Origin of the sequence: Canibacter zhoujuaniae, assembly GCF_011752015.1 — a bacterium.
In the GTDB taxonomy this organism is placed as follows: domain Bacteria; phylum Actinomycetota; class Actinomycetes; order Actinomycetales; family Microbacteriaceae; genus Canibacter; species Canibacter zhoujuaniae.
The window spans coordinates 877,032-901,078 of the sequence record NZ_JAAIKA010000001.1 but is presented as its reverse complement, the minus strand read 5'-3'; the positions used below and the strand labels follow the sequence as shown (position 1 = coordinate 901,078).

Genomic DNA, 24,047 nt, shown 5'->3' with positions numbered 1-24,047 from the left:
AATTGCGCAGGTATGTTCATTGCACCTGAATTGGGTGCCATTCACCTTTAGCGTGTGGGCCTTTATAGAGCAGCACTAGTTAGAGGGTTCCGCAAGGCCCCAAACCCAGTTCGACGATCAACCCTAAGGGGTGACGAAAAGCCGCGCTGATCTAGCTGTTTCTGCAGAGCATAGAACCGCGGCAGAGGTTTAGCAGGGCTAGTGAACTAACTCTTGTTAATAGTGCTGATAACCCCAGAATCGGTTGGCAGCGTGTTGCGCTGATAGCTGCGGGCGCCGTCGCGCACGCCGACAAAACGGAAGGGCGCGCGGGTGACGCGCGGGTTTTGATAGTCGTGCTTGCTGCCGCGTTCGTGCGCCGCATGCAGGGCACGATACTCCTCGAAAGAGAGCTCTTCGCGCTCATTAATCGCAGCATCAGCGTAGTGGCTGTCGATCACGCGGCGATAGCCGGGCTGCACAACCCCCGTGAAAAACTCGCCGGTCGCGCCAGAGCCGTAACTGTAGAGGCCGATCCGCTTACCGTCAAGATCAGCATCGCTGTGCAGCAGCGACAGCAGGCCAAGATACAGGCTTGCCGTGTAGCTGTTGCCAAACTGTGTGGTGTAGCGCAGCCCCGGCTCAACCGTTTGCTCATCAATCAGTTTGCCGGTGTGCTCGACGAGGCGACGATGCCCCTTCACTGCCATCTTGGTAAACGGCTGATGGTGCACAAAATAATCGATTTCATCGAGCCCAGCGCCGCCGTGCGCAAGATAATCTTCCCACGCCCCGGTAAAAGCACCCAAGTATGCATCAAGCGACCGCGCACCATCTACCAGCGGTGTGCTCAGATCGTTTGGGCGCCAAAAATCATCAATATGCGCCGACCACACACCCGTCTGCGGTTCAATCTCAAGCAATTGTGGATCGGCGCCAACAACCATTGCAACAGCGCCGGCACCCTGCGTCGGCTCACCCGCAGTGTTAACCGCATAGCGCGCAATATCACTGGCGATAACCAACACCTGCTCTTGCGGGTTGCGCGCCACGATACCGAGCGCCATCTGCAGAGCTGCCGTGCCCGCATAACACGCCTGCTTAGTTTCAACAATGCGCGTATTTACGCTTAAATCAAGCAGGTCTGCCGCAAAAACACCAGCCGATTTAGACTGATCGACACTGCTCTCAGTCGCAAAAATCAGGGTGCGGATCGCGGTTTTCCCAGTCCTCGCCAAAACCCGACTCGCCGCAGTGGCGCCGAGCGTAACCGCATCCTCATCGAGGGCGGGCATGCTGAAGTTTTCCTGTCGCAAACCGAAACGATATTTGTTCGGATCAACATTGGTAGCGTGAGCCAGTGCGCTCAAAGACACGGAGTGGTGTGCGGTTGCCATCTCCATATCAACGATTCCGAGCTTCATGACTAAGCCTCCTCTGCCGCAGCTGCGGCCTCTTCATACTTCACTCGCGTGTTGCCGCGGCGTTCAATTGCGACGTGCGTTGCCATCAGTTCACCGGGGTTTGTTTGCGCAGCAATGAGCGAGAGCTCACCGCAGAGCACTGTCGCTGCCGTGATCGCGGCGAGACGGCGTGCGTCTGCGCCCGGCTCGTCCTGCCCTGCGCAGCCCATACGCTCTAGCGCCTCACCCACGTGTGGCAGATGCTTTCCGTTGCCGACAGTGCCCACAATCAGGTGGGGGAGTGTGCAACTGAAATACAGGTCGTCGCCGCGCACCTCAGCGTAGGTAATGCCCTGTGATCCTTCAACAATATTCGCCGCATCCTGGCCGGTTGCAAGATATACGGCGAGCAGCATGTTTGCGTAGTGGGCGTTTGCCGAACGTAGTGCGCCAGCAATTGTTGAGCCAACCAGGTTCTTTTGCACAACCAGCTCAACAATCTTTTCTGGTGTTGACCGCAGACGGTTAACAACAATCTCGCGCGGCAGCGTGATTTCAGCCACACAGGATTTGCCGCGTCCGAGAATACCGTTTACAGCGGTAGCTTTCTTATCTGAGCAGTAGTTTCCGGAGATTGATCCGTAGCTGAGCCCGAGATCCCAGCTTAGAATTTCAGCCATCAGGCTTTCGGCAGCGGCGGTCACCATATTGTGTCCGCTGGCATCCCCGGTGGTGAAGGCGAAGCGTGTAAAGAGCATATTGCCGACAATCTCGGGGTGCACTTCAATAAGTTTTGCAAACCGGCTCTGCCTTGACACTACAGCCGCAAGCTCATCAAAGCGCGCCTCTAAAACCCTAGCTGCGTCGAGGGCGACCTGCGCGTTTGGCGCCTGGAAGAGAGTCGAGCGGGTCATGCGTTCACCCGTTAGGGTGACGACGATGCCCTCATCAACCATGCGGGAGATGCTTGCGCCACGGCCGACAGAAGGCCAGAGCGGAGTTTCATAGGTGGCCAGCGGCACCGCAACCTCTTCATTCAGGGTATTGCCGCTGATGCGCAGCGGGCCTACCCATGCGGTGGGGATCGGAGTGTAAAGCTGGTCAGCTGAACTCATCGGAGCCTTTCGCTGTTTGCTCGTTCGCTGCTGCGACTTGCAAACCCGGCAGGGTCGACTCCTCGCAGCTGGCAGTATTCTTTTACTCGCCCGCGAATAAGCACGTCGGTGTGTTGCAGCTCAGCGCAGGTTGCTGCACCAAGCAACGCGCTAATCTCACGAATGCGCGTTATCCACCAGTTTAGTGCGCTCACAACACGCTCGCTGTCACCGTCGACCGCTTCTTTCAGGATCGCGCCCGCTATGCCCACACTGCGTGCGCCAAGCGCAAGCAGCTTTACGGCGTCCATGGCCGTGCGCACGCCGCCACTTGCCAGGAGTGTGTCGAACTGTGGCGCGTCAAGGAGGCTCACAATCGCCGACTGACCGTAGCTGAGCAGATCATCGTATCCCTCTGGGCGGCGTGCCGCTTCTATCAGCGCAAAATTGGTGCCACCGGTGCCGCTGACGTCAGCTATCTGCACACCGATCTCACCCAGCTGTTTGAGAGTGCGCCGGCTCAACCCGAAACCGACCTCTTTCACAACCACCGGCACCGGCACCGCCTGCACAATCTCGGCTATCAGCGGCAACCAGGTTTCAAAACGTCGCTCACCCTCCGGCATCACTGTCTCTTGCACAGCATTAACGTGAATCTGCAGCGCGTCAGCTTCCAACAGATCAACAGCGCGGCGCGCATCATCAACTGAGCGGCCCGCCCCGATGTTGCTAAACACGAAACCGTGCGGATTGCGCTCACGAAGCACTTTAAAAGTTGCGGCGGTCTCAGGCTGGTCAAGCGCGATACCGACAGAGCCTGTTGCGATAGCAGTGCCGGTTGCGGCGGCAGCCTCAGCGAGAGCGGTGTTGATGCGCAGCGCGGAGTCAGTGCCACCCGTCATTGCGTTAATGTAAAGCGGGTGCTGCCAAGTTTTACCGGCAACCTCAGTTTTTAGATCAACACTTTCGATATTGCGGCCGCTCAGCGCATGATGGATAAACTCAAGATCGTCAAAATCACTGTGTCGCACGGCAGAATTTTGCTGTGCGAGCGCCAAATTTATGTGATCCTCTTTGCGACTGGCAGCTGTATGCTGCGGGTTAGAATTCAACGCACACTCCTTCGCCTCGAGTGACACAAGTGTCGAGCACAGTGATCCCTGCGCCCTCCCACGCTTGAATCACTGCCTGCCTGGTTGCCAGGTCGTTTGCAAAAGCAATTCCGCAGTCACCACCGCCGGCACCGCTGCTTTTAGCGGCTGCGCCAGCGCTTAAAGCGAGTTCACAAAGCGCACTCAACAGCTCAGTTTCAATTGCGATCCCGGTTGCCTCCCCATATTCTTTAAGGGCGGATCGTGCAGCTGCGACGGTTTGCTGCAGCTGCTCTCGATCGAGAGTATCGGCGCTTAACACCGCTGCGATTTCCTGTACCGCTCGTGCACTCTTCGCAAGAAACAATGCTTCAGCTTGCGGATCGACAGGTGCCGCCTTTGATTTAGCAACAAGCTGTTCTGTTTTGGCGGGGCTGCCTGTCCACCCGACAAGAAAGTGCAGATCGCTGTGCAGCTCTACCGGCTCAATCAGACACCCGTGCCAGCCGGGCGAGTTGAGTGCTCCATCAAGCCCGCCCTTTCGATAATCGGCTGCGATCTGAGTGCGATCGGGGCTGATATAGCGGATTACACCGCCAAAAGTGCTTGCTGCGATATCGCCACCGGACCCGCGCACAGACAGACTTGCTGAGGCGATCAGCGCGAGCTGGAAACGTTCAGCCGGTGTCAGCGCAAGCTGATGCAATTCTCCTAGGGCCGCGACAGTGGCCACAATAACAGCGCCTGAAGAGCCGAGCCCAAATTTTAAACCGTCTGCGGCGGTGAGATCGTTTTCAACCCGTAACTCATAGTTAATCGGAGGCAGCCCCTGCAGCACCCGCAACTGTTCTACAACGGTAATCGCAGCGCTTAAGGCGTCTGCCGGATAGTCACCAATCGTGGCGGTGCCGTCGGGGGCGATGGTGAGCTCTGCCCGGTCGCCGTAGGCTGCGTCGATAACGCTGGCACCGATAACCGGAACTGCTGCTGTGTGCGGGTTTTCTCTGTCAGACACGGCATCGCTAGGCGCGTGATTGTGTTCTGTTACCGTGACAGTGAGATAGCGGTCAACAGCAGCGATGAGGGCTGCGTTGCCGGGAGTTACAATCGCATACTCGCCCGCAATGAAAAGCTTGCCAGCTGCGCGTGCACTGATCACGCAGCACCCTCCAAATATGCACCAGGCCCAGGGGCGGCAATATGGGTTGCGCCAAACTCGCTAAGCGCTGCAGCAACCGCCGCAGCATCTTTAGGCCTCGCGATTGCAACAACGTTTGGGCCGGCGTCGGCTGTGCCGTAGGTTTCAATGCCGGTGGCGCGCAGCTCAGCGATGCGATCAAAAGCCGCAAATGAGGTGGGCGCTAAATAGCGCAACGGTGGCACTGCTGAGAGCGCGAGCGCGTGCATCTGCATTGCGTGCGCTTCGGTCAGCTCGCCGATTTTTGTAAAGTCCTGCGCGGCACACGCTGCCAGCATCTCTGCGAGCGCCTTCTCTGTTGCAGGTGCCCAAGCCGGGTAAAACGGTGAAGTGTCGCGGGTGTGTCGCATTCCGTCGCGACTGGAAACCGCCTTCGGCCCCGCATTGATTTCGCAGATAATCATGCGCATATCCGGCGCATCGATCTCTTCTGCAAAAGAAGTCTGATCGTCATCGCCAGCATGCCACACTGCAAAGCGATCTATTAGCGACCGGGCGGCAGAGCCCGAACCGCGCCGTGCGAGACGACTCAGTTCGGCGGTTGAGAGGTTTAACCCGTATGCTGCGGCGGCAGCGGTTGCGAGCGCTGCGAAACCAGAGGCTGACGAAGCAAGCCCTGCCGCAGTGGGGGCGTCATTGTGCGATAGGACTGTTGCACGATCATCGCTGCCCGCTAGCTGGCGCACCAGGTCAAGAAACTTAAAAACTTTGTCGGCTGCGCGGCCGGTGCTGAGCTCTCCATTCAACTGAAAAACGTCACTGTCGCCGCCCACTGACACAGTTGTGCGGGTGGCAACAGAATCAAGCGTCATCGACAGTGAGCCGGCAGCGGGTAGCATCAGCGTCTCATCACGCTTGCCCCAGTATTTAATTAGGGCAATATTCGGATGCGCTATTGCGGTAGCGGTGCCCATACGCTCTGCCTGTTCTAGTCGGTTATTTGATCACCTGCGTCCAGTGTTGAAACCCAGGTGTTGGCGGCACCGGCGGCAGTGAGCTGTGCGGCGATTGCCGGAGCGTCTGCAGCTGATGGGGCGAGCGCAATAATGCAACCGCCCAATCCGCCTCCTGTCATTTTAGCGCCTAGGGCGCCTGCGACAGCAGCTGCGCGCACCAGATTGTTGAGATCGGGGGAGCTAACGCCCATCTCATTTAACACTTCATGTGCGGCGCTTAAAATCTTTCCGAGGGCGGTGTCTTCACCGTTTGCGAGCGCGGTTTCAGCGGCAACCGTCAGGTCTGTGAGCTGATAGACCAGATCGTCGATCAGCTGTGAGTTGTTCTCGCGTAGTGCCCGCACACCACCAACCGCGATTGAGGTTTTCCCCGGGTTTCCGGTGTCTGCTATCACAACGGTGAGCGCTTTTGCTGATCGTAACGGCCTGCAAATGCCATCTCGAAACAGCAGCGGCACACTGCTTGCAACAGCGTGCGCGTCAAGCCCGCTGGAGGTGCCGTGGGCGACACGTTCTGCGTGCTGCACGAGATGGTAGCGTTCAGACTCCTGCAGATCGTATCCCGCAAGACCGGCAGCTGCGCGCACTATCGCGGTAGACACGGCAGCGCTCGAACCCAGCCCGCGCTCAACCGGGATCGGGCTGTCAATTGTTAGGTGGACTGTTTGCGGATCAAAGCCGAAGTGGCGCGCCGCTTCGCGCAGAGCTGTGAGCGGCGGCCGCAGCCTGGCCGGGGCTGACTGGGCGGAGCCTGAGTAAACAGCAGAAGAGATCTGCGCCTGATCCGCACCATTATCGAGTGTTGTGAGTGTGGCGGTGACCTTGAGTGCGTGCAGCGGGAAAGCGATCGCCGGAGCACCATAAACAACAGAGTGTTCGCCGATCAGAATCGACTTACCGTGTGCGGTGCCAGCTGCCGTTACAGGCTGCATCTGCTGTGTCATTTGCGCCCCTCTATTTTGGTTGGGTAGCTTTTAAGTGTAGTGAAATATGCTTATTAAACTACGAACGTTCCGGCGCGGGCGCTGGTTGCATTTGAGGAGTAGCTTTGGCAAAGCACAGCAAGAAACAACATGCTGGCCGCACAACAACAGTGCGACACGGGCGTTTGCCGCGCTCCAGCACTGTGCGCAATCTGTTTCGCACTGTGCTCACAATGGTGGTTGTCGCTGTGCTCAGCACGGGCACGGTCGCAGCTTATGCGATCTGGGATTTACGCAATCGCGTGCAAACCGTTGATCTCGCAGATGAAGATGTGACCGGGGCAAAACTAAGCCAACACGCACTCGACGGTGCCATCAATATTTTGGTGGTGGGTTCTGATTCGCGTGTCGGGCAGAGCATCGATGACGGTGAAACCGGTGAGCTTAACGATGTCACGATGCTGGTGCGCATCTCAGAAGACCATAAACGTGCCACGGTAGTGAGTTTCCCACGCGATTTGATGCTGCCAATTCCGTCTTGCCCGGGGCCTGCCGGTGAAGAGAACTACTACCCGGCTTCGAGTGAACAGCAGTTGAACTCTGTGCTGCAGTATGGGTTGCCGTGCGTTGTGGAGACAGTCGAGGCACTGACCGGAGCCGATATTTCCTATGCCGGAATGATCGGTTTTGACGGTGTTATCAACATGTCCAACGCTTTGGGCGGTGTCACCGTATGTTTGGCGCAGCCGATCCAAGATCCAAACGCTGACCTTGATCTGCCGGCTGGTGAAGTCACCTTGAAGGGTTATGAAGCCCTGCAGTTCTTGCGCACGCGCCACGGCGTTGGTGACGGCAGCGACCTTGGGCGCATCTCAAATCAGCAGGTGTTCTTGTCTGCAATGGCGCGCCAGTTGCAGAGCGCCTCAACCCTGACAGACCCTGTGAAGGTTTACCAACTGGCGAAAGCAGCGGTTGAAAATATGACCCTGTCGCGCAACATTGCTTCAGTTGATTTTCTACGGGGTCTTGCAAAAACGCTCTCTGAGGTCGATCTAGGAAACGTCAATTTTGTGCAGTATCCGGCACTGCCACACCCCTACCAAGAGGGCAGGCTTACCCCTGATACTTACAACGGTGAGCTTTTGATGCAGCGTATTCTGAACGACGAAGATTTCACCATCACCGATCAGGGTGTTGCCGCTGTCGATGTTGCCGAGGTGGAAGGCGAGCAGGCGGCAGATAACGAGAGCGGATCTGCAGCAGGCGAGGCTGCACCCGATGCGGCAGCGCAGCCTGAAGCAGCTGAAGGCGCAACCGAAGAATTTGGGGGCGATGAAGCAGATAATCTCAACCAGCAGCAGGCAAACCCGAGCAATGTCACCGGCCTCAACGCCGCTAAACCCACCTGCGCTGCCGGCCGAGTGAATTATTAGCGCCGCCGGGCTTTGCAGGGTGGGAGAGCCTGCGCTATAGTTAAACTCGCGTCAATTTTTATTGGCGCAAGGAGACGTGCCGGAGCGGCCGAACGGACTTCACTGCTAATGAAGGGTCTGGGTTAAACCGGACCGGGGGTTCAAATCCCCCCGTCTCCGCCAATTTCTTTTAAGCAGTATGCGATCCTAGCTACCTGCTGAACTTCTATCTGCCCCGATTTGCGACATAATTTACATATCGGACGATTACGATCGGGGACAAAGATGTTCAAAAAAATTCTTGTTGCCAACCGCGGTGAAATTGCAATTCGTGCTTTTCGCGCCGCCAACGAACTCGGTGCGCGCACCGTCGCAGTCTATCCCTACGAAGATCGCAACTCCCTGCACCGCTTAAAAGCCGATGAGGCCTATCAGATTGGCACTGAAGGCCACCCCGTGCGCGCATATTTAGATGTTGCAGAAATTATTCGAGTAGCCATCGAATCCGGTGCTGACGCTATCTATCCGGGCTATGGGTTTTTGTCTGAAAACCCTGAACTTGCAGCAGCCGCAGCTAAAAACGGCATCACCTTTATCGGCCCCGGTCAGCAGGCACTAGAAATGGCAGGCAATAAGGTGTCGGCAAAAGAACACGCAATTGCCGCACAGGTGCCGGTTTTGCAATCAACCCCGCCATCACAAGACATCGAAGCTTTGATAGCGGGCGCTAAAGAAATCGGGTTTCCGGTTTTTGCCAAAGCGGTCGCCGGCGGTGGCGGGCGTGGCATGCGTCGCGTTGAAAATGCTGATGAATTACGTGAAGCACTAGAGTCTGCCATGCGCGAAGCAGAAAGCGCTTTTGGCGATGCAACAATGTTCATCGAACAAGCCGTGCTGCGCCCGCGCCATATTGAGGTGCAGGTGCTTGCCGATCGCACCGGTGCGGCCGTGCATCTATACGAACGCGACTGTTCAGTGCAGCGCCGGCACCAGAAAGTTGTTGAGATTGCGCCGGCACCAAACCTCGACCCGGCAATCCGTGAGGCGCTCACCCGCGATGCAATCGCGTTTACAAAATCGATTGGATACGAAAACGCTGGCACTGTTGAATTCCTCCTCGACACTGAGGGAGACCGTGCCGGCCAACACGTTTTTATCGAAATGAACCCGCGCATCCAGGTCGAGCACACCGTCACAGAAGAGGTCACTGATGTTGATCTCGTGCAGGCACAGATTAGGATCGCAGCGGGCGCAACCCTTGTCGAGCTCGGGCTGACGCAGGAAAACATAAAACTGCACGGCGCCGCTTTGCAGTGCCGCATCACAACAGAAGACCCCGCCAATGACTTCCGGCCGGATCTCGGTCGGATCACCGCGTATAGATCGCCCGGCGGCGGCGGGGTGCGGCTTGACGGCGGCACCATAAACCCCGGAGCCTATATCAGCCCGCACTTTGATTCAATGCTTGCAAAGCTAACCTGTCGTGCCCGTAATTTCACAGAAGCTGTTGTGCGAGCGCGACGGGCGCTCGCAGAATTTCGGATTCGTGGGGTTGCGACAAACATCCCATTCCTGCAGGCGGTGCTTGACGATGCTGACTTTACAGCGGGTGACATCTCAACAGCCTTCATTGCTGAACGCCCGGAGCTGCTCACCCTGAATAAACCGAAAGATAGAGCCACCAGAGTGCTGCAGTATTTGGCAAACGTGACGGTCAACCAGCCGCACGGCGAGTGCCCAATCACAGTAGCACCAGCAACAAAACTACCCGAGATCGACCTTGCGGCAGCTATACCTCAGGGGCAGCGCGACCGACTGCTGCAACTGGGCCCGGCAGGTTTTGCAAAAGCGCTGCGTGAGCAGACCGCACTCGCGGTCACCGAAACCACTTTTAGAGACGCCCACCAGTCACTGCTAGCAACCCGTGTGCGCTCACGCGACCTGATAGCGGTTGCCCCACACGTTGCGCACCTCACACCAGAACTGCTTTCTGTTGAAGCGTGGGGTGGTGCCACCTATGATGTGGCACTGCGGTTTTTAGGTGAGGATCCGTGGGAGCGACTTGCGGCGCTGCGTGCGGCCCTCCCAAATGTGCCGATTCAAATGCTTTTGCGCGGTCAAAACACTGTTGGATACACCCCCTATCCGAAAGAAGTTGCTGGGGCTTTCGTGCGGGAAGCCGCAGCAACCGGTGTTGATATTTTCCGCATCTTTGACGCCCTAAATGATGTGCAGCAAATGCGGGTCGCTATCGATGCGGTGCGCGAGACCGGCACAGCTGTAGCAGAAGTGGCGATGGCCTACACAGGCAATCTGCTAGATCCCCAAGAAAGCAAATACACACTGGATTACTACCTGCAGCTTGCCGACCAGATTGTGGCAGCGGGTGCGCATATTTTGGCGATTAAAGATATGGCGGGTCTGCTGCGCCCGGCGGCTGCTGCCCGACTAGTGTCTGCGCTGCGTGAGCGTTTTGACCTGCCGATCCACCTGCACACACACGACACCCCGGGTGGGCAGCTTGCAACCCTGCTTGCTGCCGCTGACGCGGGGGTTGACGCGGTAGATGTGGCCTCTGCTCCAATGAGTGGCACAACCAGCCAGCCATCGCTGTCTGCCCTAGTTGCGGCGCTGCAGCACACTGAGCGAGATACCGGCATCTCGCTCACAGCGGTGAACTCATTAGAACCTTATTGGGATGCGGTGCGGCATCTTTATGCGCCCTTTGAATCGGGGCTTAAGTCTCCCACCGGCCGCGTTTACACGCATGAAATCCCCGGCGGGCAACTGTCAAACTTGCGCCAGCAAGCAATTGCGCTGGGGCTGAGCGACAACTTCGAGAAGATCGAGGATATGTATGCCGCCGCCGATCGCATTTTGGGTCGGATCCCGAAGGTCACTCCGTCATCGAAGGTCGTCGGTGATCTGGCGTTACACCTTGCCGCAGTAGATGCGGATCCTGCGGAGTTTGAGGCGGCACCTGAGAAGTTTGATGTGCCGGATTCTGTTGTCGGATTTTTAGCGGGGGAGCTTGGCGATATTCCGGGCGGCTGGCCTGAGCCGTTCAGAACAAAGGTGCTGCGCGGGCGCAAAATAGATCTGTCAGCGACACCGCTTAGCGCAGAGGATGCCGCCGCCCTTGCCGATGGCGCGAGCGAGGTGCGGCGCGCAACCCTGAACCGTTTGCTGTTTGCTGCGCCCACCAGGGAATATGAGGCAGTGCGTGAACAGTTCGGTGATCTGTCAGTGCTAGAGACTGGCGACTACCTCTACGGACTCGACGCCGCTAAAGAGCATATCGTTGATCTCGCGCGCGGTGTGCGCCTGTATGTCGGGCTTGAAGCGATTGGCGAGGCTGATGAAAAGGGCGTGCGCACCGTTATGGTGCGAGTTAACGGGCAGCTGCGGCCGGTTTTTGTGCAGGATGAGAGTGTTGCGGTTGCCGTCGACAGCGTTGAAAAAGCGGATCGCACGGTGCCGGGGCAGGTGGCCGCGCCGTTCTCAGGCACAGTAACTCAAAAGCTCTCGGTGGGTGATGCTGTCTCTGCGGGGGATACTGTGGCCACAATTGAGGCCATGAAAATGGAGGCGGCAATTACTGCGCCGCTTGCTGGCACTGTTGCCCGGCTAGCGTTTGACGGCACGCGCGGTGTTGCAGCGGGTGATCTGATTCTAGTTATTGAGTAGGTGAGTGATCACAGCGGCAATCTCGGCGCGAGCCGCAGCATCAAGCCCCTGCACCGGTAACGGGAATGAGCTTGCGGCGGCACTGCTCTGAACGAGACCGAGCGCGCCGGCTGCGGCGTCCATAACTCGCAGACTGCCACCAAATTTGCGATAGAGATCCCAGAGTTGCTGCAGTTTTTCCTCAACCGCTATCGATGCTTGCGGATCCGCGTCAGCCGCGGCAGCAACAAGCTCGAGCGCGAGAGTTGGCAGAGTGCCACCAAAAACTGAGAAGAAGAGCTCGGATCCGTGCCGCAAAGCGGACGTCGCGTGATAATCACCAGAAATACCGATTGCGGTGTCACTGCCGACAGCTTCGCGGATCGTGTTCAGATGGTCGGCGTCAGCCGCCGATCCGCACCCAGTTGTGTCAGCGCGCAACCCCGGAATTTTTACCGCCTTTATCTGCGGCAGCGCGGTGAGCCGGGTGTAAAGCTCCAAGCTGAAATTAAAGTTGGTGGTGCCGGGGTTGTCATAGATGATGATCGGAAGATCACTGTTTTCGGCGGCTGTGCGATAGTAGTCGAAAACTTCGTGATCGCGCAGCGGCTGATAGTGCAGAGGAGACAGCAGCACCGCGCTCGCGCCAACCTCGTGGGCGGTGCGCAGGCGATCGAGCATGTGCGTGGTGCGCAGCGCGCTCACCCCGAGAAAAACCGGCACCTCACCGGCGTTAGCAACCGCTATTTCAGCGCCCTGCCGGTATTCGGCAGGGCTGAGATAGGTGTAAGAGCCGGTGGATCCGAGAGCGCCGATCGACGCGACGCGATGTTCGGTGCCGCCCGCATCAACATATCGTGCATCGCGTAGATGCTTGATTAATCCGGCATATGCCTGCTCATCGAGCGTGTCATCGACGAACGGTGTCAGTGGAAAAGCGCTAAGCCCGGAAAATAGCTGTTCCTGAGTCATGCTGCTGCCTTCGCAATAGTGGCTACGGAAATTTTCTGATCGATCTTCGTGATTTTTAGTTTTTAGGTAGAAGATCAGCAACCGAGTCGATGATCTCGTTCGGTCTAAACGGATACCGTGCAATCTCGTTATCATCGCTGATGCCTGTGCGCACAAGAATTGTGTGCAGGCCAGCCTCCATGCCGGCAACAATATCGGTGTCCATCCGGTCACCAATCATCGCGGTCACTTCAGAGTGGGCGCCGATCTGGTTGAGCGCAGAGCGGAACATCATCGGGTTTGGCTTGCCCACAACATACGGCTGCTGCCCGGTCGCTTTGGTGATCAGCGCGTTTACCGCACCGGTTGCCGGCAGCGGCCCTTCTGCGCTCGGCCCTGTCGCATCAGGATTGGTTGAGATAAAACGGGCACCCTTCTCAATATGGCGGATCGCTTTGGTGAGAGCCTCAAAACTGTAGTTGCGGGTCTCACCGACGATAACAAAGTCGGGGTTTGTCTCGGTCATAATAAACCCGGCCTCGTGCAGTGCGGTGAGCAGCCCAGCCTCACCGATAACGAACGCAGACCCTCCCGGAGCCTGCTGCTTCAAAAAAGCGGCGGTCGCAAGGGCGCTGGTCCAGATGCGTTCTTCCGGCACGTTAATACCGCTGGCGGCAAGTCGCGCGCTTAAATCGCGGGCGGTAAAAATTGAATTATTGGTGAGCACAAGATATTCCTGTTGCGTCTCCTGCCAGTGTTTTAGCAGCTCAGCCGCGCCTGGAATGGCCTGATTTTCGTGCACCAGAACACCGTCCATATCGGTGAGCCAACACTCGACACTTGCACGCCCCTGACTCGCTAGAGCGGCTGCCTCGTCTAGTTTGTTCGTTTTAGTGTTCATCACTTTTAAGCGTACCCTGCATCTTCTATTACGTACAGGCTGCGGCAGCGATGCAAGAATATAAGCATGAGTGAACGGGCAGGTAATTACGCTACGGAAGCTGATCTAGTTGACTTGGACGAGTTAGAGTCTGCGTATTTCAAGCTGCGGCCGGATCCGACACTGCCGGCGCAGCGGGTGAGTTTCGGCACATCAGGGCACCGCGGCAGCTCACTGTCGCGCTCGTTTAATGAAGCGCATATTGTTGCTATCTCACAGGCGATCGCGGAGTATCGTGCGGCGCAGGGCATCACAGGTCCGCTTTTTATCGGGATAGATACCCACTTTCTGTCTGGCCCGGCGTTTGCCTCTGCCGGGCAGACACTCATCACAGCGGGTGTTAATTTGCGGATCAGCGCTGGCGGTAGTTTCACCCCAACCCCGGCGCTCTCTCACGCCGTTTTGAAATACAACGAGGTTGCGCGTCTTACGGGTCTTGGGCTGGCCGACGGTGTTTTAATCACCCCGAGCCACAACCCACCAGCCGACGGCGGCATTAAGTACAATCCGCCGCACGGCGGCCCCGCCGACACAACCGCCACAAAATGGATTGAGCAGCGCGCAAATCAATTGCTTGCAGCCGGTGTTGTTGATCACGCTTCGCTCCGTGAGATTGTGCCGTTTGCTGAAAAGACGGGAACCGTCACCCAGCACGATTATGCTGCCGAATACATCGCAGATCTCAAGCACGTAATTGATATGACAGCGATCCGCAGCTCCGGATTGCGTTTTGCGGCGCACCCACTGGGCGGGGCCGCAACCGGATACTGGCAGGCAATTGCTGAAACTTATGAGCTGAACCTGACCGAGATCGGCCCGGGGATCGATCAGCAGTGGAGTTTTATGACGCTGGACTGGGACGGCAAAATTCGGATGGATCCGTCAAGCCTAAACGCGGTGAAAGCGGTTGTTGATTCTGCCTCTCACGCAGACTACACGCTGACACTCGCTAACGATGCGGACGCAGACCGGCACGGAATTATTGTCGGCACTGAATTGCTTAATCCAAATCACTTCTTAGCGGTCGCGATTGACTACCTGCTGACCCACCGGAAGGGGTGGCATAGTGCGACAGGGGCTCCTTTGACCGTTGGCAAAACTGTTGTCTCCTCCGGCATGATCGACCGCGTTGTGGCCGCGCACGGCGCAACCCTGGAAGAGGTGCCGGTCGGTTTCAAATGGTTTGTGCCGGGCTTGAGTGCGGGCACAACCGTTTTCGGCGGTGAGGAAAGCGCGGGAGCTAGCATGCTCACTTTCGAGGGTGGGCCGTGGAGCACAGATAAGGACGGTATTGTGCTCTGTCTGCTGGCCGCGGAGATCACCGCAGTCACCGGTAAAACACCCGCGCAGCTTTATCAAGAGCTCACAGAGCGGTTTGGACCGCCCGCTTACGGACGCATTGATGCACCGGCTACGGCAGAGCAAAAGTCTAGACTGCTCGCCTTAAGCGCTGCGGATATTAAGACAGCAACGCTTGCGGGGGAGAGCATCACAGAGATTTTGACGCATGCGCCAGGTAATGGTGCGCCAATTGGCGGCCTTGTGATTAAAACCGCCGATGCCTGGGCCGCGATCCGCCCCTCCGGCACCGAAGCAGTGATGAAAATTTATGCTGAGTCTTTCGCTGGCGCTGAGCATCTGAAGCGCGTGCAAAAAGAAGCGCAAGAGCTGCTAGCTAGCGCCCTGAGTTAAAGTCTCAGACCCGGTCAGTAGAGTAGTATTTATGACTTCCATTTCGGCAGACACCGCTCGCGTTTACTCCTATTTAGGGCCGGCGGGCACGTTCACCGAGCAAGCTTTAAAACAGGTGGCAGAAGCTGAAGGTCAAATCTGGAAGCCGGTGTTAAATGTTAGTCAGGCACTGGCTGATGTGACAGACGGCACCAGCAACGCCGCCATGATCGCCATTGAAAACTCCCTCGATGGCGGGGTTACTGCGACGCAAGACGCTCTCGCAAAAACAGATAATCTGCAAATCTTGGGCGAATATCTCGTGCCGGTAAATTTTGTTTTAGTGTCACGGCGCAATGTGTCGCGCGACGAGATCACGACAATCGCAGCGCATCCGGTCGCCTACGCGCAGTGCCGTGCATGGCTTGAAAAGAATCTACCTAAGCACCGACATATTCCAGCAACCTCGAACGCGCAGGCAGCTGTCGATCTTTTCGGCACAAACGCAGTTGCGAATGCTGCAATTGCGCCGCCAACGATCACTGAACACTACAACCTCACCGTGCACGCGACAGACCTTGCCGGCGACTTAAGCGCAACAACGCGCTTTGTTTTGGTTGGGCCGCGGCAGCCGGCGGGGGAGCCCAGCGGTCACGATAAAACCTCATTAATTGTTGACCTGCCTGACGACCGGGCGGGTGCCCTGTTGACACTGCTAGAGCAGTTCGCTGCGCACGGTGTGAACCTCACCCAGATTGCGAGCCGCCCGACCGGCAGTGTGATGGGAAGCTACCGTTTTTATATTGATGCGGAGGGGCACATTCGGGAAGAGCGTGTGCGATATGCGGTATTGGGGCTGAAACTGCACTCACCAAACGTCCGCTTTTTAGGGTCGTATGCGCGCGCCGACAAAATTGCCCCAAGCACCGATGTGCACCACAGTGACGCCGCCTTTAAAGCCGCGAAACAGTGGCTGAACGATGTTGTTTCCGGTGTTAGCGAAGCGGGTGACTAAGTTTGCGTCTCGCGGTTGTCTATCATCCTGGGAAAACCGATACCGAGATTTTGTCGGCCGCTCTCGAGCGGGCAAAAGATGAAGAAGACGTTATTAGCTGGTACCCAACAGCAGCGTCTGATGCGGGTGTTGGTGCTACGGAGCAGGCGGTTAGTGAGGGTGCCGATGTGGTGCTCGCATCCGGCGGTGACGGCACGATCCGCGTTGTTGCAGGGGTGCTTGCCGGCACTGATGTGGCGCTAGCTATTTGCCCGCAGGGCACAGGCAATATCCTCGCGCGTAATATCGGTGTGCCGTTGACACGGTTTGACAGCATTGCAGCTGCCGCCCTGCACGGCAGAGAGCGACACATCGATATCGGATACGCCGAGATTGTGCGCACTGATGGAAGCTCCGTTAGAGAGCCATTCCTGGTGCTTGCCGGTATCGGGCTTGATGCCCGGATGATCGCCGGCACCGATCCGGCATTGAAAAAGAACTTTGGGTGGCTCGCATACGTTGACTCAGGGATGCGCTCGATCCGCAACCTGAAACCGTTTCGCGCGAGAGCAGTGACACTCGATGCTGAGCAGCTTGCCTCTCGACCGACTGCGCTAGATGCGTACACAATCATGATCGGTAACTGTGGTGTGCTACAGGGTGGGATCCTGCTGATCCCCGATGCAACAATCGACGACGGGCTGCTTGATGTGGTTGCAATGCAACCAGAAAAACGCTGGGGAGTTTTTTCTATTGCACGTATCGCGCGCCGCGTGGCGGTTGAAAATAAGCTTGGCCAGCGGGTGGCACTGCCGTGGGTTAGCAACAACCGCACAGTCACATACAAGCAGGTGCGTCAGCTTGAGCTTGAAATTCCTGAGGGAGAGGCTGTGCAGCTTGATGGAGATGATTTTGGTGAGGCCAGCCAGGTGCGGTTTACTGTTGCTCCCGCTGCGTTAAAAATTAGAGTGCTTGGCACCTGGGAGCAGCCGGTAGATATTTTCACCACCCCGCTCGATTAGCCTGGCTGATCCGTAAACTGGGCGGATAGACTGGAATAGTGATTGATACTATTCTGTTTCGCAACCAACCTGAAATTATTGCCGAGTCGCAGGCAAAACGCGGCAACGATCCCGCAATTTTGGAAGAAGCTATCGCTGCAGACAGCAAGTGGCGTGCGGCACAGTCTGAGTTTGAGACTCTGCGCGCTGAACAGAATCGTTTTAACGATCAGGTTAAAAAAGCCACAAAAGAAGAGAAGCCGGCGCTTATCGCCGAGGTTAAAGAGCTTGCTGGCCGGGTGAAGGCAGCAGCTGCTAAGGCGAGTGAGCTTGAGGCGGCGGCGCGTGAGGCTGCGCTGCGCATCGAAAACACCGTCATTGCAGGAGTGCCCGCCGGCGGCGAAGAAAACTTCGTGACACTGCGCACTCACGGAAAGCCGGCAGAGTTTGACTTTGAACCACGCGATCACCTCGAACTTGGCGAAATGCTCGGCGCTATAGATATGGAACGCGGGGCGAAGGTGTCGGGGGCCAGGTTTTATTTTCTGCGTGGAGTTGGGGCGCAGCTTGAGCTGGCGCTCATGAACCTGGCACTCTCGAAGGCGCTCGCAAACGGTTTTGTGCCACTCATCACACCAACCCTCGTAAAGCCTGAGATTATGCAGGGCACCGGTTTTCTGGGCGAACACGCTGATGAGGTGTATCACCTCGAGAATCAGGATCTTTACCTGACGGGCACCAGCGAGGTAGCGCTCGCGGGATACCACGCCGATGAGATTCTGGATCTTGAAAACGGCCCGCTGCGCTATGCCGGCTGGTCAACATGCTATCGTTCTGAGGCCGGCTCACACGGGAAAGATACACGCGGCATTATTCGTGTGCACCAGTTCAACAAGCTTGAGATGTTTGTGTACACAAAACCAGAAGATGCAGAGGCCGAACACGACCGGCTTGTCGCTTGGCAGGAAGAAATGCTGCAGGCGCTGGGGCTTAGCTACCGAGTTATTGATGTGGCCGCCGGTGACCTCGGTTCGAGCGCCGCACGTAAATTTGATATTGAGGCCTGGGTGCCAACGCAGGGAGCCTACCGTGAGCTGACGAGCACCTCGAACTGCACTGGTTATCAGGCGCGGCGTCTGGGCACCCGTTATCGTGGCGAAAACGGTAAAACACAGCCTGTTGCAACACTGAACGGCACGCTCGCCACAACCCGCTGGATCGTAGCGCTGCTTGAAACTCATCAGCGCGCGGACGGATCCGTTGCAATCCCTGCAGCGTTGCAACCATTTATGGGAGGCATGACTGAGCTGCGACCATGAACTCAAAATACCTTATTGCATTAGACCTTGACGGCACGGTTTTGCACCACGACGCGAGCATCGACGATGATTTGGTGCTCGCCTTGCAGAAACTTCATGCACACCCTGACTTTGAGCTGGTGATCGCAACAGGGCGCAGCTTTGATGCGACGCTCACTGTTGTTGAAAAGCTTGGGATCCGCCCAGAATGGCTTGCCTGTTCAAACGGTGCTGTGCTCTACCGTGCGACACGACCTGGCGGTCACTACGGGATTGCTAAAGTGCACACTTTTGACCCTGAACCGCTGTTGCGCAAAATAAAACAGGAGCTGCCAGCAGCGTCACTCGCGGTTGAGTCTCCCGACGGGCACTTCTATTCAGACGGTAAGTTCGAGACCACTATATTACCGCTGCGACACTATCATGTTGAGTTTGAAATTCTCGTGACTTTCGATGCCGTGCGTATCGTTGGGGTGAGCAGCGGTCACGCAAGCAAAGAGTTTATTAGGGCCATCGACCGTCTCGGTTTGCACAGTGTCACCTATACGGTCGGCGACTCAGCATGGCTTGATATTGTTGCCGACGGCATTAACAAGGCCGTTGCGTTAGAGCCGCTGCGAGCTAGCCTCGGTGTGCCGCGCGCTAATGTTTTTGCCGCGGGCGATGGTGAAAACGATATCGAAATGATTGCCTGGGCGGCCGCAGAGGGTTGCGGTGTTGCGATGGGGCAGGGCTCTGCTGACGCATTTGAAGCGGCAAACTTTGTGACCGGCGGCATCACAGAGGGCGGTCTTTTGCAAGCCTTAAAGGGTTGGGAACCAGCTGCTCGGGTGCTCGCAGCAGCCGCCTAGAGAACGGGTCTCAGCCTCCCCTGCAATAATGAGGCTATGCGCAAAAGCTCAAGCCCCAGCCCGAAAACACTGTTTAAAATTTTTGCAACCGCAGAAGCTATCACTTGGGCGGGATTGATCGCAGCGCTTATTGTTCGTGCAGTTGCGGATCTCGATCTAGTGCGCATCGCCGGCGGGATTCATGGTTTCGTGTTTTTGAGCTACTGCACCGTTACAGTGTTTGTTTGGGTAAACCAGAAGTGGCCAACAGCGGTTGGTGTCACAGGCCTCCTACTTTCGATAATTCCGTTTGCGACCGTGCCGTTTGACATTGCAATCGATAGAAAAGGCCTGCTCGCAGGCGGCTGGCGACTCGCACCCGACGGTGATAAGCCGCAGAATTTTGTTGAAAAAACCCAAGCCTGGGTGCTGCGCAACCCTCTTGTTGCGGTGCTCCTGCTGGCAGTGTTCGTGACCGTGCTATTCCTCGTGCTGCTGTTTGCCGGGCCGCCGATCCCACAGAGCTAGCAGCTGCCTCATCCAGTTAGAACTGGCTGCATAGCAGCTGCTATTTGTGGGTGGCAGCCGTCTAATAGCCAAACACCTGGGTGAGATATTTGTTTGTAAAGATACGGTGCGGATCGTGCCTGTTGCGCAATTCTAGAATCGCATCCCAGCGGTCGTAGCGCTCTGCGAGATCCGTGTCTGTGAGCGAGTGCATTTTGCCCCAGTGCGGGCGGCCGCTGTGTGCTTTGAAAACACTCTCACACACGGCAAAGTATTCACGATAGTCTTCGTGAGCCGGTTTATGCACAGCAATATAACCGGTTTCGCGGCCGTAACTAGTTGCCAACCAGCCGGTGTCGGCAGCAGCTGCGCGCACCTCAAGCGGGAAGGTTGAAACCAAACCGCGACGCTTAAACTGCGAGCGCAGCTCACGCAAAATCTCAGGCACAGCTGCAAACGGCACAGCATATTCCATCTCGTTAAACTTCACACGGCGAGGGCTGGCAAAACCAGCGCTCCAGTTGCGTACCCGCTCGCTAGAGCCCCAAGCGGCGGTTGCAAAACTGTTTAATCTGCCGGTGAAGCCGGGAATTAGGCGACCGACCCCAACGAGACCGGCGAAAGCGGCGTTCCCAATCAGCTCTTCGTTAATAAAATCGGCGACGCGCCTGTCAGGGGTGCGCGGCAGCTCATTAGGCTGCACCCGAGTTGAGGTTTTGGTGACAACGCGATCTGCTTCAGCAAACCAAAAAAATTCAAAATGATCGTTGTTGCGGTTGAGATGCTCCCAGCTGCCGAGCACGAGATCGAGACTCTCTGGGCGCTCGACAACCTTTAAGTCGTAGTCGTCTACGAGCTGCAGTGTCACCTCAGAAATAACGCCGTATGCGCCAAGCGTGACACGATACTTATCTAATTCCTCTGAGTCTGAGTCGTCGATAGTGATCTCAGCACCTGTGCCGTCAATTAACTTGACGCCGGCCACCTGACTGCCCAGGCCCCCAAAGCTGAGCCCTGTGCCGTGCGTGCTGGTGGAAATAGCTCCGGTGATGCTCTGGCGGTTAATATCACCCAGGTTTTGCATCGCGAGACCCAGCGGCGCTAGCAGCGGCGGAATCTGCCACAGCTTGGTGCCGCCACGTAAAGTGACCTGTTTTTTCTCGACATCAACTGCGACCACTCCCTGGTGCCTGCTGAGGTCGAGCTGCGTATCTGCGGCGACCGCACACCCTGTGAATGAGTGCCCGCTGCCGATGGGGCGCAGTTTTCGCCCCTGAGAGATAGCCGTTTCAATGGCTGCTGAGATGTCAGCCGTTGAAGCGGGGTGCAATACCTGCTTTGGAGTGACCTGATGTGCACCAGACCAGTTTGACCAGACTGCTTTCGAATTCATAAGAATGCCGCCCCTTCGCCGCGATATGTTAGTAGTCGATGCAGATTTTCAAGATCGGTGCCGAGCGCCCAAAACTCATTAACGTGTTCAGCGAGCTCACCGGCCTTTGTGTGCCGCCACCAAACCGGACTGCCAATTTCAGGGGTGCCGGTCGCACCAGCGCGTGCGCGAACGCGCAACGGGGTTTGCACCTCACCAGCGCCCTCTAGGTCTGTCACAGCTAGCCCGCGCGGCCACACAGGTTTCGGGAGTCTGTCCGCGCCTGCGGCGCCCGAGGCAACCCACCCGCCACCGTGCACGGTGACTATATCAGGGGTTGGTTTGCGGGTTACCTGCGTGGCGAAAAACGCGGCCGGCTGCGGTTTAAAAGCATCGTAGCCGTCAAATAGATGCGGCCCGAAGAGACCGCTGCCGGCGGCAAGCTCTGTGACCTCGGTCTCAGCTCGCGTGGTTTCAAAACTGCCCGTGCCGCCGCCATTTACGAATTCTAAGTCGGGAGCACCCTGAGCTGCTAGCGCCTTGCGCACCGCGCGCACAATCTCTGTGCGGCGTTTAGACAGTTCGCGCACCGATACACGCTTCATTTGGCGCACGATCATGCTGCTGTCGGTAACCCCCGCAATCTGCGCTTCATATCCCATAATTCCAACGAGTTTAAGGCCGGGAACTCCAGCAATATGGGTTGCTGCGGCGACAGCATCCCGCACTGTTCTAATGGCGGATCGGCGAGCCCCGATATGCACCAGCCGGCTAAACCGTAGAGAGCAGTCAACATCTAGGCAGATCCGGGTTGCCGGCAGCTCATTAGCTGCGTCGCTCCCAATCCCGCTTGCTACCATCGTGCGCGCAGCGAGAATTGGGGTGAGCTGCTCTGGGCGGTCGACCATCAGCGTGATCTTCTGCAACAGCTCGGGATCTGAGTGCAGCACTGTTAGTTGCGCGCTGTCTAACACCGGATAGCCAACAACAGCATCATCTGTCACCCCGCTGCGCACAAGCTCAATCGCTTCACCGAGACTGTACGCGAGCACTCCAGAAAAACCATCGAGCGCCAAAATTGCGCTGATGATGCTTGGTACCCTGAGTGACTTTGAGGCAATACGAATCGGCACGCCCTCTGCCCGGCGCACAAGGTCGGCTGCGTTGCAGCGCACAGCGGCAAGATCAAGCAGCGCGACAGGGTATGTTTTGCCCTGTGCGACTGCTGCTTTAAGAGCCTGGTTGTAGCGCGCAAATCTCTCATGCTGAGGCAGCGCGCACAACGATGCGGCGTGCTCTAAATCTGGTAACAACAGTGTTTCCGTAGTGCTCACATGAACCTTCGAATAATGCTCTCTGAGACCCGACCGACCGGTGCGGCAATCAGTTTAATAGTATCGGGGCAGTTGTTTTTCTTTAATACTGCACGTTCGTGGGTGAAAGTTTCAAACGACCACTTTCCGTGATAGTTGCCGAGCCCGCTCTCGCCAACCCCGCCAAACGGCAGATACGGTGTTGCAAGATGCACAAGCGGAGCATTGATAGCGACACCACCGGAGCTGACGGTATCGACTGCTTCACTGAGCAGCTTACGACTCTTAGCGAACACATAGAAGGCGAGAGGTTGCGGGCGCAGATTAATCTTTGCCGCCGCCTCAGCAAAGTTGCGCACTGTAATAACCGGTAAAATCGGCCCGAAAATTTCTTCGGCCATTAACGGGTTGTCTTCGGTAACCCCGGTTATGACGGTTGGGTCGATATAGCGATTAGCGACATCAGTGTTGCCCCCGCACAGCAGTTGCGGACGGGAATTTTTCTTTGCCCCGCCTGCCGCTGATCCGAAAGCTAAGCCGTCTACAATCAGATCGTTGAGCCGCTGTGCGTGTTTTTCAGTGATAATGCGGCCGTAGTGTGCACTCTTGTGCGGCGCTTTACCGTACTGCTTTTTTATTTCTTTGACCAGCAGTTTTGTGAATTCTTTCGCAACTTTCCTGTGCACATAGATGTGATCCGGCGCGACACAGGTTTGACCGGCATTGGTGAATTTTCCCCAGACGATGCGACGTGCTGCAGTCTTTAGATTTGCATCCTTATGCACATAGGTTGGCGATTTGCCGCCGAGCTCCAGAGTTGTTGGAATGAGATGCTTTCCACACTGTTCTGCGATAATTTTCCCGACTGGGGTGGAGCCGGTGAAGAACACGTGATTTGGTTTCTGGGCGATAGCCTGCGAGACCACCTCCGGCCCGCCGGTAATTACCTGCACAACACTGCGGTCAAAATACTGCGGCACAAGTTTGGCGACGAGTTTTTCTGTGTGCGAGGCCACCTCGCTCGGTTTCAGCACCACCGTGTTGCCGCCGGCAAAAGCGCCAACAAGCGGTGAAAGCTGCAGCTGCAGTGGATAGTTCCAGGGTGAAATAATTAGCACAACACCGAGCGGATCGTGCCGCACCCAACTGCGACCCGGTGCGAGAGTAAGCGGGGTCTTGGCTTTGGCGTCACGCATCCATTTTGCAAGATGTTTGCGTGTGTGGGTGATCTCGCCCAACACCTGCGAGATCTCAGTCAGATGCGCATCAACACCAGCTTTGCCCAGGTCAGCGTGAAGCGCTGCCTCCCACTCACGGCGATGTTTCTTCACCATTTTTTCGACCTGTGCGATCTGTTTAAGCCGCCACTTTAAAGGGCGAGTAACGCCAGAGTCGAAAGCTGTGCGGAGTTCCTGAAAGGTCGCTACGATGCTCATAACACGATACTA

At 56.8% G+C, this 24,047-nt stretch carries 19 protein-coding genes and 1 tRNA gene; 9 read left to right on the top strand and 11 right to left on the bottom strand.

Going from position 1 to position 24,047, the window contains the following annotated elements; genetic code table 11:
* Positions 1-206: 206 nt before the first annotated feature.
* From HCQ99_RS04255 to mvk, 6 genes are read right to left on the bottom strand one after another with little or no spacing between them, the layout of a single operon-like run.
* Entirely contained in the window at positions 207-1,403 is a 1,197-nt protein-coding gene (locus HCQ99_RS04255) for a hydroxymethylglutaryl-CoA synthase (protein ID WP_166986132.1), read from the bottom strand.
* Between the two features lie 2 nt (positions 1,404-1,405).
* The gene (locus HCQ99_RS04250) at positions 1,406-2,497 is read right to left on the bottom strand and encodes a hydroxymethylglutaryl-CoA reductase (protein WP_166986129.1); all 1,092 of its coding nucleotides are present in this window, start codon (positions 2,495-2,497) and stop codon (positions 1,406-1,408) included.
* Positions 2,494-3,588 carry a type 2 isopentenyl-diphosphate Delta-isomerase gene (gene fni, locus HCQ99_RS04245; protein ID WP_166986126.1) on the bottom strand — a complete coding sequence of 365 codons (1,095 nt, stop codon included), beginning with the start codon at positions 3,586-3,588 and terminating at the stop codon, positions 2,494-2,496. Before fni ends, HCQ99_RS04250 begins: the two co-directional genes overlap by 4 nt.
* Positions 3,578-4,726: a phosphomevalonate kinase gene (locus tag HCQ99_RS04240; RefSeq protein WP_166986123.1), complete on the bottom strand. Its 1,149-nt coding sequence runs from the start codon at positions 4,724-4,726 to the stop codon at positions 3,578-3,580. The genes fni and HCQ99_RS04240 overlap by 11 nt, the downstream gene beginning before the upstream one ends.
* Positions 4,723-5,679: a diphosphomevalonate decarboxylase gene (mvaD, locus tag HCQ99_RS04235; RefSeq protein ID WP_166986120.1), complete on the bottom strand. Its 957-nt coding sequence runs from the start codon at positions 5,677-5,679 to the stop codon at positions 4,723-4,725. Before mvaD ends, HCQ99_RS04240 begins: the two co-directional genes overlap by 4 nt.
* A gap of 14 nt (positions 5,680-5,693) precedes the next feature.
* The gene (gene mvk / locus HCQ99_RS04230) at positions 5,694-6,665 is read right to left on the bottom strand and encodes a mevalonate kinase (protein WP_166986117.1); all 972 of its coding nucleotides are present in this window, start codon (positions 6,663-6,665) and stop codon (positions 5,694-5,696) included.
* 104 nt (positions 6,666-6,769) lie between these two features.
* On the opposite strand from mvk, the gene HCQ99_RS04225 reads away from it, so the two are divergent.
* The 3 genes from HCQ99_RS04225 to HCQ99_RS04215 all read left to right on the top strand — a co-directional run bounded on the left by HCQ99_RS04225 (position 6,770) and on the right by HCQ99_RS04215 (position 11,743).
* Complete coding sequence (locus HCQ99_RS04225; protein ID WP_243854782.1) at positions 6,770-8,077, top strand: LCP family protein; 1,308 nt, start codon at positions 6,770-6,772, stop codon at positions 8,075-8,077.
* Positions 8,078-8,147: 70 nt separating this feature from the next.
* Positions 8,148-8,239: transfer RNA gene (locus tag HCQ99_RS04220), tRNA-Ser, on the top strand.
* 102 nt (positions 8,240-8,341) lie between these two features.
* Complete coding sequence (locus HCQ99_RS04215) at positions 8,342-11,743, top strand: pyruvate carboxylase (RefSeq protein ID WP_166986114.1); 3,402 nt, start codon at positions 8,342-8,344, stop codon at positions 11,741-11,743.
* Here the strand turns inward: HCQ99_RS04215 and HCQ99_RS04210 are convergent.
* Together HCQ99_RS04210 and HCQ99_RS04205 are read right to left on the bottom strand one after the other, a co-directional pair.
* The gene (locus HCQ99_RS04210; RefSeq protein ID WP_166986111.1) at positions 11,729-12,694 is read right to left on the bottom strand and encodes a dihydrodipicolinate synthase family protein; all 966 of its coding nucleotides are present in this window, start codon (positions 12,692-12,694) and stop codon (positions 11,729-11,731) included. The genes HCQ99_RS04215 and HCQ99_RS04210 overlap by 15 nt on opposite strands.
* 55 nt (positions 12,695-12,749) lie before the next feature.
* Positions 12,750-13,574 carry an HAD-IIA family hydrolase gene (locus HCQ99_RS04205; RefSeq protein WP_166986108.1) on the bottom strand — a complete coding sequence of 275 codons (825 nt, stop codon included), beginning with the start codon at positions 13,572-13,574 and terminating at the stop codon, positions 12,750-12,752.
* 66 nt (positions 13,575-13,640) lie between these two features.
* Here HCQ99_RS04205 and HCQ99_RS04200 point away from each other — a divergent pair, with 66 nt between their 5' ends.
* From HCQ99_RS04200 to HCQ99_RS04175, 6 genes are read left to right on the top strand one after another with little or no spacing between them, the layout of a single operon-like run.
* Positions 13,641-15,305, top strand: a complete 1,665-nt coding sequence (locus HCQ99_RS04200; protein ID WP_166986105.1) for a phosphoglucomutase — start codon at positions 13,641-13,643, stop codon at positions 15,303-15,305.
* A gap of 31 nt (positions 15,306-15,336) precedes the next feature.
* Positions 15,337-16,299, top strand: coding sequence for a prephenate dehydratase (gene pheA, locus HCQ99_RS04195; protein WP_166986102.1), 963 nt, complete (start codon positions 15,337-15,339; stop codon positions 16,297-16,299).
* 2 nt (positions 16,300-16,301) lie between these two features.
* Entirely contained in the window at positions 16,302-17,300 is a 999-nt protein-coding gene (locus tag HCQ99_RS04190) for a diacylglycerol/lipid kinase family protein (RefSeq protein ID WP_166986099.1), read from the top strand.
* 38 nt (positions 17,301-17,338) lie between these two features.
* On the top strand, positions 17,339-18,598 hold the full coding sequence (gene serS / locus HCQ99_RS04185; RefSeq protein WP_166986096.1) for a serine--tRNA ligase: 1,260 nt from the start codon (positions 17,339-17,341) through the stop codon (positions 18,596-18,598).
* Positions 18,595-19,428 carry an HAD family hydrolase gene (locus HCQ99_RS04180; protein WP_166986093.1) on the top strand — a complete coding sequence of 278 codons (834 nt, stop codon included), beginning with the start codon at positions 18,595-18,597 and terminating at the stop codon, positions 19,426-19,428. The genes serS and HCQ99_RS04180 overlap by 4 nt, the downstream gene beginning before the upstream one ends.
* 36 nt (positions 19,429-19,464) lie before the next feature.
* On the top strand, positions 19,465-19,935 hold the full coding sequence (locus HCQ99_RS04175) for a DUF3817 domain-containing protein (protein WP_166986090.1): 471 nt from the start codon (positions 19,465-19,467) through the stop codon (positions 19,933-19,935).
* Positions 19,936-19,996: 61 nt separating this feature from the next.
* On the opposite strand, the gene HCQ99_RS04170 is transcribed toward HCQ99_RS04175, so the two are convergent.
* Genes HCQ99_RS04170 through HCQ99_RS04160 form a run of 3 tightly spaced genes read right to left on the bottom strand, consistent with a single transcriptional unit; the run spans position 19,997 to position 24,035 of the window.
* Entirely contained in the window at positions 19,997-21,307 is a 1,311-nt protein-coding gene (locus tag HCQ99_RS04170; RefSeq protein ID WP_166986087.1) for a D-arabinono-1,4-lactone oxidase, read from the bottom strand.
* Complete coding sequence (locus tag HCQ99_RS04165) at positions 21,304-22,620, bottom strand: alanine racemase (protein WP_166986084.1); 1,317 nt, start codon at positions 22,618-22,620, stop codon at positions 21,304-21,306. The genes HCQ99_RS04170 and HCQ99_RS04165 overlap by 4 nt, the downstream gene beginning before the upstream one ends.
* On the bottom strand, positions 22,617-24,035 hold the full coding sequence (locus tag HCQ99_RS04160; RefSeq protein ID WP_166986081.1) for an aldehyde dehydrogenase family protein: 1,419 nt from the start codon (positions 24,033-24,035) through the stop codon (positions 22,617-22,619). The genes HCQ99_RS04165 and HCQ99_RS04160 overlap by 4 nt, the downstream gene beginning before the upstream one ends.
* Between the last annotated feature and the right edge of the window lie 12 nt (positions 24,036-24,047).

What these genes read in the sequence shown, in the direction of transcription:
- HCQ99_RS04255 (WP_166986132.1), bottom strand. Translation starts at nt 1,403, where the DNA reads ATGAAGCTCGGAATCGTTGATATGGAGATGGCAACCGCACACCACTCC.
- HCQ99_RS04250 (WP_166986129.1), bottom strand. Translation starts at nt 2,497, where the DNA reads ATGAGTTCAGCTGACCAGCTTTACACTCCGATCCCCACCGCATGGGTA.
- mvaD (WP_166986120.1), bottom strand. Translation starts at nt 5,679, where the DNA reads ATGGGCACCGCTACCGCAATAGCGCATCCGAATATTGCCCTAATTAAA.
- mvk (WP_166986117.1), bottom strand. Translation starts at nt 6,665, where the DNA reads ATGACACAGCAGATGCAGCCTGTAACGGCAGCTGGCACCGCACACGGT.
- HCQ99_RS04215 (WP_166986114.1), top strand. Translation starts at nt 8,342, where the DNA reads ATGTTCAAAAAAATTCTTGTTGCCAACCGCGGTGAAATTGCAATTCGT.
- HCQ99_RS04210 (WP_166986111.1), bottom strand. Translation starts at nt 12,694, where the DNA reads ATGACTCAGGAACAGCTATTTTCCGGGCTTAGCGCTTTTCCACTGACA.
- HCQ99_RS04205 (WP_166986108.1), bottom strand. Translation starts at nt 13,574, where the DNA reads ATGAACACTAAAACGAACAAACTAGACGAGGCAGCCGCTCTAGCGAGT.
- HCQ99_RS04200 (WP_166986105.1), top strand. Translation starts at nt 13,641, where the DNA reads ATGAGTGAACGGGCAGGTAATTACGCTACGGAAGCTGATCTAGTTGAC.
- pheA (WP_166986102.1), top strand. Translation starts at nt 15,337, where the DNA reads ATGACTTCCATTTCGGCAGACACCGCTCGCGTTTACTCCTATTTAGGG.
- HCQ99_RS04180 (WP_166986093.1), top strand. Translation starts at nt 18,595, where the DNA reads ATGAACTCAAAATACCTTATTGCATTAGACCTTGACGGCACGGTTTTG.
- HCQ99_RS04175 (WP_166986090.1), top strand. Translation starts at nt 19,465, where the DNA reads ATGCGCAAAAGCTCAAGCCCCAGCCCGAAAACACTGTTTAAAATTTTT.
- HCQ99_RS04170 (WP_166986087.1), bottom strand. Translation starts at nt 21,307, where the DNA reads ATGAATTCGAAAGCAGTCTGGTCAAACTGGTCTGGTGCACATCAGGTC.
- HCQ99_RS04160 (WP_166986081.1), bottom strand. Translation starts at nt 24,035, where the DNA reads ATGAGCATCGTAGCGACCTTTCAGGAACTCCGCACAGCTTTCGACTCT.